Origin of the sequence: Mesorhizobium sp. M1338, assembly GCF_040318045.1 — a bacterium.
Lineage (GTDB): Bacteria > Pseudomonadota > Alphaproteobacteria > Rhizobiales > Rhizobiaceae > Mesorhizobium.
The window spans coordinates 1-12,396 of sequence record NZ_JAMYLL010000085.1 but is presented as its reverse complement, the minus strand read 5'-3'; the positions used below and the strand labels follow the sequence as shown (position 1 = coordinate 12,396).

General features: G+C 58.7%; 10 protein-coding genes and 1 pseudogene. 2 read left to right on the top strand and 9 right to left on the bottom strand.

Features of this window, described 5'->3' with window-relative positions:
- The 8 genes from NKH19_RS31985 to NKH19_RS31950 form a co-directional block, all read right to left on the bottom strand.
- Window positions 1-892 (bottom strand): pilus assembly protein TadG-related protein (locus NKH19_RS31985; protein WP_352983707.1); only part of this gene is annotated, 892 nt, incomplete at its 3' end.
- 801 nt (window positions 893-1,693) lie between these two features.
- Window positions 1,694-1,891, bottom strand: a complete 198-nt coding sequence (locus NKH19_RS31980; protein ID WP_352870828.1) for a hypothetical protein — start codon at window positions 1,889-1,891, stop codon at window positions 1,694-1,696.
- 792 nt (window positions 1,892-2,683) lie between these two features.
- Window positions 2,684-4,315, bottom strand: coding sequence for an ABC transporter ATP-binding protein (locus NKH19_RS31975; protein ID WP_352983704.1), 1,632 nt, complete (start codon window positions 4,313-4,315; stop codon window positions 2,684-2,686).
- Window positions 4,305-5,189, bottom strand: coding sequence for an ABC transporter permease (locus NKH19_RS31970; RefSeq protein WP_352870826.1), 885 nt, complete (start codon window positions 5,187-5,189; stop codon window positions 4,305-4,307). Before NKH19_RS31970 ends, NKH19_RS31975 begins: the two co-directional genes overlap by 11 nt.
- On the bottom strand, window positions 5,186-6,232 hold the full coding sequence (locus NKH19_RS31965) for an ABC transporter permease (RefSeq protein WP_352870825.1): 1,047 nt from the start codon (window positions 6,230-6,232) through the stop codon (window positions 5,186-5,188). Before NKH19_RS31965 ends, NKH19_RS31970 begins: the two co-directional genes overlap by 4 nt.
- Window positions 6,233-6,323: 91 nt before the next feature.
- Window positions 6,324-7,931, bottom strand: coding sequence for an ABC transporter substrate-binding protein (locus NKH19_RS31960; RefSeq protein WP_352870824.1), 1,608 nt, complete (start codon window positions 7,929-7,931; stop codon window positions 6,324-6,326).
- Window positions 7,932-8,054: 123 nt separating this feature from the next.
- Entirely contained in the window at window positions 8,055-8,408 is a 354-nt protein-coding gene (locus NKH19_RS31955) for a Rieske (2Fe-2S) protein (protein WP_352870823.1), read from the bottom strand.
- An 11-nt stretch (window positions 8,409-8,419) separates the two neighbouring features.
- Complete coding sequence (locus NKH19_RS31950; protein ID WP_352870822.1) at window positions 8,420-9,502, bottom strand: amidohydrolase family protein; 1,083 nt, start codon at window positions 9,500-9,502, stop codon at window positions 8,420-8,422.
- Between the two features lie 131 nt (window positions 9,503-9,633).
- On the opposite strand from NKH19_RS31950, the gene NKH19_RS31945 reads away from it, so the two are divergent.
- The gene (locus tag NKH19_RS31945; RefSeq protein WP_352870821.1) at window positions 9,634-10,491 is read left to right on the top strand and encodes a LysR family transcriptional regulator; all 858 of its coding nucleotides are present in this window, start codon (window positions 9,634-9,636) and stop codon (window positions 10,489-10,491) included.
- 91 nt (window positions 10,492-10,582) lie between these two features.
- Window positions 10,583-11,659 (top strand): FAD-binding oxidoreductase, encoded by a 1,077-nt coding sequence (locus NKH19_RS31940; RefSeq protein ID WP_352870820.1) that lies wholly within the window; start codon window positions 10,583-10,585, stop codon window positions 11,657-11,659.
- A gap of 399 nt (window positions 11,660-12,058) precedes the next feature.
- Here NKH19_RS31940 and NKH19_RS31935 read toward each other — a convergent pair.
- Window positions 12,059-12,396: pseudogene (locus tag NKH19_RS31935) on the bottom strand (hypothetical protein); the annotation flags it as partial.

The following is a 12,396-nucleotide window of genomic DNA, read 5'->3' as shown; positions in this document are numbered from 1 at the left end:
TCACTCCGCTGCCGGTAATGGCCGCGTTGGCGTTTATCTTGAAGTTGCCCTGGACGATATAGACGCCGGGCGAAAGCGTGACATTGCCATTGAGGTTCATGCCACCGCAGTAGGTCCCGGGCTGGATTGTCTGCGTCGTTTTGTTACCGTTAACATTCTTGCACGGATTGCTGGCCGCAGGCGTTGGCAGGTCGGCAAATGGATCGGCGGCAGGCAGTGCCTGGGTGATAGGGGCCGCGCAGACGGTGGTAACGGGATTGCTGAGAGAGACGCCGCCCGCCGATATCAGGCAATCGACCTGGAGGTGCGCCGAGCCCTGAAGATTGATGGCGTCCGGGGCGTTCGAATTGGACATGATGACGCAGTGTGTGAACTTCACGCTGGTATTGCCGGAAAACTGTACAGCCTGCGGGGCGGTCGGATCGAGTGCGGTTAGGCAGGCCTTCGAGGCATCGGTGATGAGGGCCACCGCCCGCGCCTGTTCGGGAACCTGGCTCTGCGTGAAGATCAAGGTAAACATCCGGTCGAGGTTCTGGCGGACGATCACCTCGACCGCTTTCTTCGCCGTGTTCGGTCCCGACGCCGGCGGCGTGTTGATGACGATCGTGCCCGAGCCCAGCCCATTCGTAGCGGCCGACTGGGTCGCGGCTGCGACGATGCTCGGCTGGTCGGAACCTGAGATCTGTTCGAGCGCGCCGGCATAGGCGGCGGCATCGGCCATCGCCTGCAATCTCAGGCTGTTGTAGTACCAATACGAGGTCTCGACACCGAAGCCGGCGGAGCCGACAACGATCGGCAAGGTCAGGGCGAAGATCGTGGCAACATTTGCGCCGGTGCCCCGGCATATACCGTCCGCTATAAGTCGAATCCGGGTGAAGCAATTGAAGGCCATGACGTAGATTAGAAAGCACCCATATGTGAACGAATGGCTAAAAAGTTCAGTTCATTTTTGATCAGCGATCTATTGTGCTCCAAAAGAAGGGGTTCGGCGGCTGATCGACGGGGATTGAAGGCAGCAAGACGACCAAAAAGCCCGTTTCCACGATGTGAAGGGGGTGATTTCGGCACATCGGCCAACGTCTCAAAGAGCTGCACCCAGTCTCACTTAATCCGAGCCGACGACGTGATCACAACAGTCCGAGCCAGAAAATCGCGATGATCTTTGCGCCCAAACGGGGTGATTTCAAGCCGCTACAGCAGCGACTAAATTCCCATGCGATGCGATGCCATGAGCCGACTTCGTTGGCTCGACCGGATACAAAGGCGGAAATTGATTCCGTAAAGAAAGATCTGTGTCGAAAGGTTCAACCACCGGTCGAAACGACAGATTATAATACCATCGCCGAGCGTTGTTCAGCCAAGATCGATGAACGGCCAGGGACGGCTCCTTATGAGCGCCCAACGACATTGGCGCTCCTGCCAACGCGGCTGGCGCAACATGCTCGTCTGGCAGGTGACCCGAACGGCTACTTGCCACCCCCGATCGGGACGTTGGCAACCATTGGCGAAAATTCGAGCCGATGGAGCGGGCCGGCTCGGTCGCGCCAGAGCGGACACGCGCCGGAGTCTTTCCTCCGCGGCAGCCGCCCAGACCCAGGAAAGGATTGGTACGGACTATCTGTCGCTCCAGTCTTGTGATGGCTAGCTCGAGGCGGTTGACCAGGGGTCCACTTCCGAGCGGCTCACGATCACGCTACCCGGCCTCAATTTCGCCCTGCATGCGCTGTCCCAAAGTTTCAATATCGACCTCAGCGGTCGTCGCAACTCCCCGGCTCTGGATTTCCGGCAGCATCGCAATGAGTTCGGCGGTCTGGTGTGACCAGTCGAAGCCGCCATTGTCTCGTTCATTTGGGATGGATACCCGTCCGTCGTCGACCGACTGGTCAGTCATAGTTCGCGGGCCAAGCAAGGCCGAGGTGCTTGCCCATACAGCGAGGATTCACACATACGCGAGCACACTGAAGCGGCCCGGCCGCGAGAAAAGGATATGAGGTTTGTTGCGGCGGGGGAAACGGCCCCTGTCGCACAAGACTCGCCGCAATGTGTTTTTCGGTCAACGTCCAGCTATGGCAGAGAAGGATAGCGGCCCCTGCCCCTAGTCTTCGGCAACATAGGTCCTGTCGATTTCCACCGCCTGGAATCGCACATCTCCCCTTCCCAAACGGTCCAGCTCAGCGCGAGCCAGCCATGGCGAACAACATTGGGCATGAGGCCGACCGCCATCAGCAGCCGCATCTCCAGGCGATATTTTTTGGAGATCGAGGCACGCGGCGAACTCGACCTGCCAGAACACATGCAGGCTCTTTTCCGCTCGACGATGTGAAAGGCATGATAGGACCGGGCGCGTAGACGGTCAGACCCTGAATGTCTGCTTCGCGCCTCCATCTCCTCATTGCGATAATAGCAGCCGCTTCCAAAAAGCAGACATCACAGGAACCGCGTCGTATCTTTCGCGCCTCAGAGCGGAGGTTCGCGTCGCCTCTCTTAGGCAAACAGAAACTGCTGTCTTGCGTGGGCCAATACCGCGTCGTCAGCTTCCGAGCGAGGAGACGGTGAACTGGTGGGCTCCGTTTGTCGGGCGACAATGCCTGGACAGCCAAGAGCACGATCATGCCCTTCAAAGCACGTGGACGGATGGCAGGTGCCTGGTGGACGGGGTTCTCTTCCTGTCCACCTATCCCTATCAGATTTTCCGACTGGCCAGCAGCGTTGTGAGCCAGTCCGGATCCATTTCCGGTACGGATGACAAGAGCCGTTCGGTGTAAGCCGGATGCGGCGGCGTAAGAACTTCACTCTTCAAACCCTGCTCAACGACTTTCCCCTGGTGCATGACGACAATTTCGTCGGCTATCGCCCGTACGGTGGCAATGTCGTGAGTGATGAAGAGGTAGCTCATGCCGAAGTCACTTTGCAGGCGCATGAGGAGCTTTAGGATTTCCTCCTGCACGATCTGGTCGAGCGCGGACGTAATTTCGTCGCAGATGATGAAATCCGGATCGGCCGCAAGCGCCCGGGCAATGCAAACGCGCTGTTTTTGGCCACCCGACAATTCGGCCGGCAGTCGGTCCAGGTAAGCTTCGCTCATCTCGACCATATGCATGAGTTCGCCGATCCGGCGATCCCGCTGCGCGCCGCTAAGGCCGAGGTAGAATTCAAGCGGTCGCGCTATGATGTCTTCGACCGTCTGGCGCGGATTTAGCGCGTTGTCGGGCGTTTGATAAATCATCTGTATGCGGCGCAGGACCTCCTTCGGGCGCATCTTCAAGCTCTTCGAAAGGGGCTGGCCGGCAAAAGAGATCGACCCCGAAAGCGATGGCAGGAGGCCGGTGATGACCCGAGCGAGGGTCGACTTCCCGGAGCCGGACTCGCCGACCACAGCCACCGTTCTTTCGCGTGGAACTTTGATGGAGACATCCTGGAGCACTTTGACGGTTCGGGCATAGGCCGCGGTAACGTGGTCTATCGTCAGAAGATACTCGTCGGCCGGAACTTCGCGCTTCGCGAGCTTGCGCACAGCCCAGAGCGTTTTGGTGTATTCCTGGGCAGGCGAAGCGAGCATCTGGCGTGTTTCAGCCTCCTCCACAGTGAGCCCGTGGCGCAGAACCATAATGCGGTCCGCCATTTGCGCCACCACCGCCAGGTCATGCGTCACGTAGATTGCGGCCGTATTGAATTCCTCCACGATGTTGCGAATGGAGGCAAGAACTTCGACCTGCGTCGTCACATCGAGCGCGGTCGTTGGCTCGTCGAACACTATGAGATCCGGCCGACAAGCCATAGCCATTGCGGTCATTGCTCTTTGCAACTGCCCGCCGGAGACCTGATGAGGATAGCGAAAGCCTATGGTCTCCGGGTCTGGGAGCTGAAGACGTCGATAAAGATCGACGGCGCTCCGGTTTGCCTCTTCCCGGCTGGCAATTCCATGCGCCACCGCAGTTTCGACGGTTTGTTCCAACAGCCGGTGGGCCGGGTTGAAAGAGGCCGCCGCGCTTTGCGCGACATAGGCGATGCGGGAGCCCCTGAGGCGACGGCGCCCTGTTTCACTGACTGCCAGAAGATCAATCCCGTCGAACAGGATCGAGCCTTGTGTGATCCGGCAGCCCGGCTTGGCATAACCCATTGCGGCAAGGCCAATGGTGGACTTGCCGGCGCCTGACTCGCCGATCAGGCCAAGAACCTCGCCCCGCTTTAGCGTCAGATCAATCCCACGGACGATGGGATGCCACCGCTCGTCCGAGAACCCCTCCACATGCAGATTGCGGATCTGCAGTAGATCCTTTCCTTTTTCGCGCGAGCCTGGACCGCTACTTTTCATCCCGCAATCCGCTTGTTGCGTGCAGGAACCAGTCCACAACGAAATTGACGGACACCGTAAGGAGAGCGATCGCGCCGGCCGGAAGCAGCGGCGTGACATCGCCGTAAGTGATCAGGGTTGCGTTCTCGCGCACCATTGAACCCCAATCGGCCGTCGGCGGCTGAATACCGACGCCGAGAAACGACAGCGCCGCGATGGTGAGGAATACGAAGCAAAATCGCAAGCCGAACTCTGCGACCAGCGGCGGCATTACATTGGGAAGGATTTCCTTGGCGATGATCCACCTCGCGCCTTCGCCGCGCAATCGCGCCACCTCCACATATTCCATCACGGCCACGTTAAGCCCGACGGCGCGAGAAAGCCGAAAGACACGGGTGGAATCAAGAAGGGCAATGATCACAATCAGGCTGGTGATCGACGAGCCGAAGATCGACAGCAGCACCAGCGCGAAGATCAGACTTGGGATCGACATCAACACGTCCACCGCACGCGACAATATCTGGTCGAGCCATCCCCTGTACAACGCGGCAAGAAGACCGAGCGAGACGCCAACCGCGAAGGACAGCAACGTGGTCGCGACTGCAATAGCGATGGTGTTGCGCGCACCGTAGATCAAGCGGGTGAGCATGTCGCGGCCGAGCTGATCGGTTCCCAATTTGAACTCCTGGCTCCACGGCGCGAAGGCTTCGCTGAAGACCTGAGTCTCGCCGTATGGCGCTATCCAGTGCGCGAGGACCGCAACAAAAACGTACCCGAAGATCACGACGATACCGAACCATGCGCTGAAGGGTGCCCTCTTCAGCGCCGTTTTCGCTCGGGTGGCACGCGAACGCCTCAGCCTTTGAATCGCCGCGATAGGTTCGAAGCTGGTCATCGTGGATGCAAGAGCCTGGGGTTGGTGGCGATGGAAATGATGTCAGCTATCAGGTTGAGCAGGATATAGGTCGCGGCGAAAATCAAGGCGCAGGCCTGGACGACCGGAACATCCCTGGATTTCACCGCATCAACCATCAACTGACCGATGCCGGGATAGACGAACACGACCTCGACCACGACCACTCCGACGATGAGATACGCCAGATTGAACGCCACCACGGTGACGATGGGAGCCCAGGCATTGGGCAGGGCATGCCTCAGCACGATCACCATCGGGGACATTCCCTTGAGGCGCGCCATATCGATGTAGGGGCTTGCCAGCATGTTGATGATGGCCGCTCGGGTCATGCGCATCATGTGGGCCACGATCACGAGCGTAAGGGTGATTGCCGGCAGGGCCACTTTCCAGACATGCTCCCAAAACGGCGTCTGGTCGTTCACATTCGACAGCGTCGGAAATTTGGGAACCGCGTTGAGTGCCCAGCTCAGTGAGACTGCGAGCCAATGCGGCATCGATTGAGCGAAATCGGATCCGATGAACGTGTCGCGCGAGATGACCAGGTAGGCCAGCATATAGGCGACGAAAAACTCCGGGAACGAGATGGTTGTCAGCGTCACAACATTCACCAGCCGGTCGAACCAGCCGTTGCGGTACAGCGCGGCGAGAATGCCAAGCCCCAGGGCCAGCGGGACTGCGATCAGCGCAGTCACCGCTGCAAGGAACATCGTATTGTATAGGCGTGGCGCGATGATCTCGGCCACGGTACGCCGGTATCCGGTGCGGCTCGCAAACGAGGAGCCGAAGTCACCGTGGAGCATCTGCGCGACCCAGACAAAATAGCGCTCGACAGGTGGACGATCGATGCCGATTTCTCGCTGGAACGCGGCGACCGTTTCGGATGTCGCCGATTGCCCGAGCGTGGCCTTGGCGAAGTCGCCGGGGAGCATCGCGATCGCAGAGAAGATAATGATGGACACGATGAACAAAGTGATCAGGCCGAGCCCAAGCCGCTGCAGAACCGTTCTTGCGACAGGGTTCATGGGCGTGCGTTTCCTTTTTGGGCGGCAGCCCTTGCAACAGCCAGGGAAGCCAACCGGAGCCTCACAGTCAACGCGGCTCCGGCCCGCCATCTCATGCAGTGGCGATCCACCAGCGTTCGGCCATTTTCAGTCCATCGTTCTCCCAATTGGGCGCCACTTCGCCGTGTGCGAGCTTTTTGGATTGAGCGCTGACGAAATTGTTGAAGACCAGCACGATGCTGCCGCCATCATCGTGGGTTAACTGCTGCATCTCCGCATACATCGCCGCTCGTTTGGCCTCGTCCGTCTCGGCCCGCGCCTGGACAAGCAATTCGTTGAAGTGGGGATTTTTCCAGAACGACTCATTCCAGCTGGAGTCGGCGGCGAAGGCTTGGGTGAACATCCAGTCGGCCGTCGCTCGACCGCTCCAATAGGAAGCGCACCAGGGTTTCTTGAGCCAGACATTGTCCCAGTAGGCGTCCTCGGCCTCACGCACGACATTGACGTCGATGCCACATTGGGCTGCCGTCTCGCGAATGAGCGAAGCCGCGTCCACCGCGCCTGCAAAAGCGGCATCGGCGACCGAGAGATCCACTTTCAGGTTCTCCATTCCGGCCTTTTTCAGGTAGTGCTTGGCTTTTTCCGGATCAAAGCTGTGCTGCGGTTGCGGATCCTTGGCGAACTTGATCGCTGGCGCGATCGGGTTGTCGTTGGCCACGGTGGCGTGGCCGAGAAAGATCTTGTCGACGATCTCCTGACGATTGATCGCCCATTTCAATGCCATTCGCACGTCCGGATTATCAAACGGCGCCATCGTGACATTCATCGGCAAGGTATAGTGACCGTAGCCAGTGACTTCGACGATTTCCACCTTGGGATTACGTTTCAGCATGCCGAGGGTCTTCAAGTCGGCGCGGCCGATATAGTCCACCTCCCCCGTAGACAGCGCCGCCATGCGAGCGGCAAGATCTGTAATGGCGATGAACTCCACCTCGTCGAGGTAGGGTTTGCCGTTCTTGAAGTAGTTCGGATTGCGCTTGAGTTTGGCCGAAACGCCGGGCTGGAAGTTCTCGAGTACGAAAGCGCCCGTGCGAACGCCTGAGGCCCAATCCGCCTTGCCGTCCTTGGCTGGCATGATGACCAGATGGTAGTCACTCATAATGTAAGGGAAATCGGCATTGCCGCTCTTGAGCGTGAAGATCACCGTTTCAGGGCCGTCCGCCTTGATCTCGGCGACGGACTCCAACAGCGACTTCGCCGCCGATTTGGTGTCCTTGCCCATGTGATATTGCAATGAGGTCACGACGTCATCCGCCGTCACAGTCTTGCCGTTGTGGAACGTTGCGGCTTTGCGCAGCTTGAAGGCCCAGGTTTTGGCCCCATCCGAAGATTCGAAGCTCTCGGCGAGGTCCGGTTGGACATTGCCTTTGGCGTCGACCTCAGTGAGGCTGTTGGACAGCGAGCCGGAAAATGCTGTTTGTGTGAACGTATCGGGGTAGCCGGCCGGATCGATCGAATCCGTCGTCGCGCCGTGAGCCATGCCGAGCTTGGCGAAGCCGCCCTGCATCGGTTCGGCCCGCGCCGTGGCGACGAACAGCTTGTCGGCGGCGGCGACGGTCAGGCCCGCGGCCAGCCCGAGATGAATGAAGTCGCGGCGGGAAACATCGCCGCCACCGATCAGGCTTCGAGCGATACCAAGCTTGTATTCAGATTCTGACATTTGACTCTCCCATTGCGGAGTTCTCCGCGTTATTTCTCGTCAAAGCACCTGCGAACAAATCTGCTGGTTGGCTGCGGCCACCTTTCCTTCGAATTTTTCCAATCCCAATCGGTTTTGCGCCAATCAGGCCGTCACATAGACGCCGCCGGCCTCGACGGTGACTGGAAATGTGCGAGCCCGAACGGTCGGATCGACCAAGGCCTCACCTGACTTGATGTCAAATTCCCAGCCGTGCCAGGCGCATCGGACGATCTCGTTTTCGCGATGATAGATAAATTGCGCCTGTTCGACGGGCGCGGTCGTTCCACACTGCGGTCCCTCGCAAAGTGGAGCGCCGCGGTGCGGACAAACATTCAGTAGCGCGTGGAACGACTCTCCAATGCGGAAAACGCCAACCGAAAAGCTGCGGATCTTGGCGATAAAGGGAGACCCGGTTTCGATTTCGTCGACGCGGCAGATGTAGGTCTTTTCGGGCATCACATCGTTCCTCAGGCGGCATTCGCGGCTTGCGCACGCGGGATGCGTTTGTAGACCTCCAGCGCATTCAGTCCCATGATCTTGCTCTTCCAGGCAGGAGGGATCTGCAGCGTGTTTGCGTCGTCGTAATCCCAGTGGGGATAGTCCGACGCAAACATCAGCGTGTTTTCGCCGTCCATCGCCTCGAGCGTGGACCACAGATGCTGGATGTTTGCGGGCTGTTCCAGCGGCTGCGTGGAAAAGCGGATGTTGCGCCGGCAATATTCCGATGGCAGCATCTTCAGCCATGGCGTCTCCTTGCGCAGCGCTTTGTAGTCGGCGTCCAGGCGCCAGAGTACCGATGGGACCCAAGCGACGCCGCACTCGATAATCACGAAATAGAGGTCCGGCCATTTCTCGAAGACGCCATGCGCGATCATGCTTGCCACGTGCGACATTGCCGACATGTGCAGGATAGCGTGGGTCTCCCAGAAGAATGTCGTTGGGGCAGGAGCGATGGCAGTTGAATTCACTCCGCCATGGCCGCCCAGATGTATGGCGAAGGGCAACCCTACTTCAGCGCAGGCTTCGTAAATCGGGTGGTAGAACGGGTCGCCATACGGCTTTACGGATCCTTGGGAGGCGAGCACCTGGACCATGCGCGGGTGATTGCCAAGGCGACGTATCTCGGCGGCGGCGAGCTTTGGATCTTGTGGCGCGATGATGATCGAGCCCATGAAACGGTCGTCCTTCGGCAGCCACTGATCGATCTGGTAGTCATTGTAGGCGCTGACCAAGGCGCTGGCATAATAGGGGTTGGCGAGGGTTGACGCCTCGATCGGCTCGTCACCCGTCAGGATCGCCACGTCGATCTTGTACTTGTCGAGGTGCTTCTCTTTCATGATGAGATAGTTATCGGTTTCGGTTTTCGGACGGACGTCCTTGCGGGAGAAATCCTGCGGATGAAACCAGGGACGATGGCCGTGCGGGAAGGCCCCAACGGGACCTGTCTTCTCGCCTTCGACGAACATGTCCTTCCAGAGGCCGGAAAGGTAGGGCTGCAATACCGTGGCGCTTGACCAGTAATTATGACAATCGCAGTCGATTATAAACACTTTGTTCCGCTCCATAGCCTCGTCCCGGCGATGCTGCCGGGTCGCTGACTGGTGCAGCTTCCGCCTTGGGTTTCGTTTGATCAAGCTTATGAAACGTGCGAATATGATCGAGTTTTTCGATCGGGGGTTCAATGCAGCTTGATTACATCGAAACCTTTCTCGACATCGTCGAGTCAAGAAATTTCAATCGGACCGCGGATCGGTTGGGCTTGACCCAATCGACGATCAGCACTCGCATCAAGAACCTGGAGAGCGCAATTGGGTCCGAACTGTTCCAGCGTGGACGCGCCGGGGCAGAGCCGACTGCCGCGGGACGCCGGTTCGAAGCTTACGCCAGGTCTCTGCTCTCGACCTGGTCGCAAGCTCGCCACGACGTACGCGCGTTCAACCGTTTCGAAGGCACCTTGCGCGTTGCCGCCCAAGTGGGCATGACCCGCTCAGTCCTACCCGGGTGGGTCGAGACACTGTGCCAGGTACTTCCGAAGTCCTCGATTCATATCGAGTCGGATTACTCGAACCAGATGGTCAGCGACTTGAGCATGGGAAACCTGGACATCGCGGTGCTCTATGCCCCTCGCTACTTGCCCGAAATCGCCTACGAGCACCTGATGGTCGAAGAATATGTAATGGTTTCGACTGCGGCCAGAACGCTGTCGGATGTTGATCCTGACACCTACATCCGCCCAGGCTACACCGTTCTGCTGGAGAAAACGCACGCGGAGCTGCTGGCTCAATTGGCGATCTGTCGACTTTCGACCGGATCGGAAACGCTGGCGGAGATCATGCTCCGGCGAACGGGCGGCACTTGCTACATGCGTAGCGATGATGCGCGCCGGTTCACCGCCGAGCTTCCATCGTTCCTCGTCGAAGGAGCGCCGACGCTGCACCAGCCAGTTCACACGGCGATACTGGCACGTCGCAAACACGAACCGATCATTCGCAAAGGCATCCGAGCTCTCCATCTCGCGGTTATGTCGCTGGAAGTTTAATCGAAATTAGCGATCATAACGTTGGGTTAATACTGCTGTTTTATGGGCTAAGAACTGGCATGTTCGCTCGATCGCAAAGCCGAGCCGAACAATGAACGCATACGCTTCCGTCCAAGCCTCCGATATCGTGCCCACCTTGCGTCAGCGCCAATGGGCACAAAAGACGCGAGATGTTGTGCTCTGCCGTCGCGTAATCGACGAGACGCACGATGTGAAAACATTCGTTCTCACGTCTGCCGCGGATCGGCTGTTCTGCTTCAGCGCCGGCCAGTATGTCCTCGTGCATCTCAGGATTAACGGTGCCGCGATCACGCGCTCCTACTCTGTATCATCACCGCCGACACGACCGCTTGATCTTCAGATCACGGTGAAACGAACGCCGGGCGGGCTTGCTTCCAACTGGCTCCATGACAATGTGAGGCCAGGCAGCGAGATCGAGATCGAAGGGCCGCTCGGTTCGTTTAATCTTGATGAGTTGCCGGCTCAGAAACCCGTTTTCCTTTCGGGCGGTAGCGGCGTGACTCCGGTCATGTCCATGCTGCGTGCACTTACCGATCGCGCGGATGACAGGGAGATCCGCTTCATTCACAGTGCGAGAACGCCAGGCGACATCGTCTTCCGATCGGAACTGGACGCACTTGCTGCTCGCTTTCCCAACGTTCAAGTGACTTTGGTTTGCAGTCAGGGAGGTCCCACTTGGACGGGTTCAACTGGCCGAATTGGTGGTCGGATGCTGCTGAGCCTGGTTCCCGATCTCCACAAGCGCACCGTTTTTGCCTGTGGGCCCGAAGGGTACATGAAGACGGCACGCACCTGCCTTGACGCAATTGGCTTCCCGCCGGCCCAGTACCACGAGGAGAGTTTCGGAGGCAGCAACGGTTCGCGTTCGGAAATGGGTTCAGCGGTTCCGTCGTCGGTCCGTTTCGCCCGCTCGGGCGTGGAGTATCAATGCACGCCCGGAGAGACCTTGCTGGAGGCGGCACGGAATTGTGGCATCTACATCCCGACCGCTTGCCAGCAGGGCGTTTGCGGAACGTGCCGAATAGCCAAACTATCCGGCGAAGTTGTGATGGACGACCTAGGCGGACTGAACGCTGAAGAGAAGTCGGCCGGCTATGTCCTGGCATGTTGCAGCCGCCCACAAGGAACGGTTTTGCTCGACGTTTAGGCGTTGTTGACCGTTGAAGATGTGGCCGTGCGCACGCATTTGCGTCCGGGTCTGGCCTCAAAATGAGGCCGCCGCCGCCTTTCAGCCACGCGGTATTGTTGGCGCGGCAAATGGGCGACTTCGTAATTGCAGCCACCAGAACAACCTGTTGAAGACGATGAAGGACACATCACCGGCAAGGATGCGCCGTTCATCAGCGGAACGGCACAGGTCCGGCGCAGTCAATGCTGACGGAACATTAGTGGTCTCGAATAGTTGAATTAATGCTTCGGATGCCGCAGCTTGGCTCCGGCGTAAGGCTGGTGGGCAAACATCGGCAGGCCCGCGCCATCACCCCCTCTCCTCCGTGGCGCGGGCTCTCTACGGCAAGGCTAATACACCAATTCTCGCTGCCGCCTCTTACGTGTCGGAGCCCGGTATTTCTCGACCAGCCGCACCTTGTCGATGTTGATCATCGATGCGCGTGGCCACGCCGGTCAGCTCGATCTCCTGCCCGCGCTTCACCTTTGAATGATCGATGATCGAATGCGGAAAATTATAGGGGGGAATCGAGATGCTTACGAAGTCCTCATCGACCCGCCGTCGCACCGTGGCGGTCAGATCCCCAATGCCAATTCTCTGCGCCAAAGGGAATGGGTCTGGAGCGGTCCCGGGCTTCATCAAGGGATTGCTAATATTCGGCTGGAGGCGCAAAGTTTCTTGACACATGAGGCTCTTTTTGATCGCGCTCGCCGTCG

Coding starts and splice junctions, on each gene's coding strand:
- NKH19_RS31980 (WP_352870828.1), bottom strand. CDS start 1,891: ATGACTGACCAGTCGGTCGACGACGGACGGGTATCCATCCCAAATGAA.
- NKH19_RS31975 (WP_352983704.1), bottom strand. CDS start 4,315: ATGAAAAGTAGCGGTCCAGGCTCGCGCGAAAAAGGAAAGGATCTACTG.
- NKH19_RS31970 (WP_352870826.1), bottom strand. CDS start 5,189: ATGACCAGCTTCGAACCTATCGCGGCGATTCAAAGGCTGAGGCGTTCG.
- NKH19_RS31965 (WP_352870825.1), bottom strand. CDS start 6,232: ATGAACCCTGTCGCAAGAACGGTTCTGCAGCGGCTTGGGCTCGGCCTG.
- NKH19_RS31960 (WP_352870824.1), bottom strand. CDS start 7,931: ATGTCAGAATCTGAATACAAGCTTGGTATCGCTCGAAGCCTGATCGGT.
- NKH19_RS31955 (WP_352870823.1), bottom strand. CDS start 8,408: ATGCCCGAAAAGACCTACATCTGCCGCGTCGACGAAATCGAAACCGGG.
- NKH19_RS31945 (WP_352870821.1), top strand. CDS start 9,634: ATGCAGCTTGATTACATCGAAACCTTTCTCGACATCGTCGAGTCAAGA.
- NKH19_RS31940 (WP_352870820.1), top strand. CDS start 10,583: ATGAACGCATACGCTTCCGTCCAAGCCTCCGATATCGTGCCCACCTTG.